Origin of the sequence: Corynebacterium sp. HMSC056E09, assembly GCF_001813425.1 — a bacterium.
Lineage (GTDB): Bacteria > Actinomycetota > Actinomycetes > Mycobacteriales > Mycobacteriaceae > Corynebacterium > Corynebacterium hesseae.
In genome coordinates, this window is sequence record NZ_KV812497.1 from 1 (window position 1) to 770 (window position 770).

Annotated in this window: 1 protein-coding gene; it reads right to left on the bottom strand. The window is 57.1% G+C overall.

Going from position 1 to position 770, the window contains the following annotated elements; all coding sequences use genetic code 11:
• Window positions 1–68: 68 nt before the first annotated feature.
• Window positions 69–770: ATP-binding protein (locus tag HMPREF2912_RS07160; RefSeq protein ID WP_210396384.1), on the bottom strand; the 702-nt coding region annotated here is incomplete at its 5' end.

A 770-nucleotide genomic window follows, 5' to 3' on the forward strand; every position in this document is an offset into this window, starting at 1 on the left:
GTGGTGAGTATCTGGTAGCGCCTGAGTGAGTATCCGGTAGCGGTGTCTTACTCAGGCGTTGTTGGTGGTTATGTGTTGGTGGTGAGGCGCATGTTTGGTCCTTCGAGTGTGATGATCTCGGCGCCGGAGACGAGTCGGTTGAGGATTGACTCGGAGATCACGGCGTCGGGGATGGACTTGTACCACTCCAGTGGGGTGAATTGTGAGGTCACTATCGTTGAGACTTTGCCTTCTCGCCCGGCGAGGATGTTGAGAAGTTGGTGCGCGGTCGCGGCATCCACAGGTGTGGTCAGGAAGTCATCGAGGACCAGGACGTCGACGTCGTGGAGGTGCTGGATGAACTTCAGCCGTGTGGGGTTATCGGGTTGGAGGACTGCTAGTTCGGCGGCGAGCATGTCGGTGCGGTAGAACCGTGCGGAGTAGTCGTTGCGGCATGCTGCTGTGATCAGGGCTTGGGCGAGGTAGGTTTTGCCGACTGAGGATTTGCCCAGGATGACAATGTTTTGGCCCAGGTGGCACCATTGTCCGTGAGCGAGTCTGCTGACTTGCTCGGGGTTGATGTTGCGGTCAGGCGTGCAGACCACGTTTTCAAGGCAAGCATCAAGGTTTGGCGATCGGGATGCTTTTAGCAGTTTGTTGATGCGTCGTTCACGCCTGGCCGCGACTTCTTTATCGAGTGCGTAGAGCACCTTTTGGGAAAACGTCCATGCGTCGAATGCGGGATCGTTGGCGATGTCGATGACGCTTCTGCCGAAGGCAGTCATCCGCAG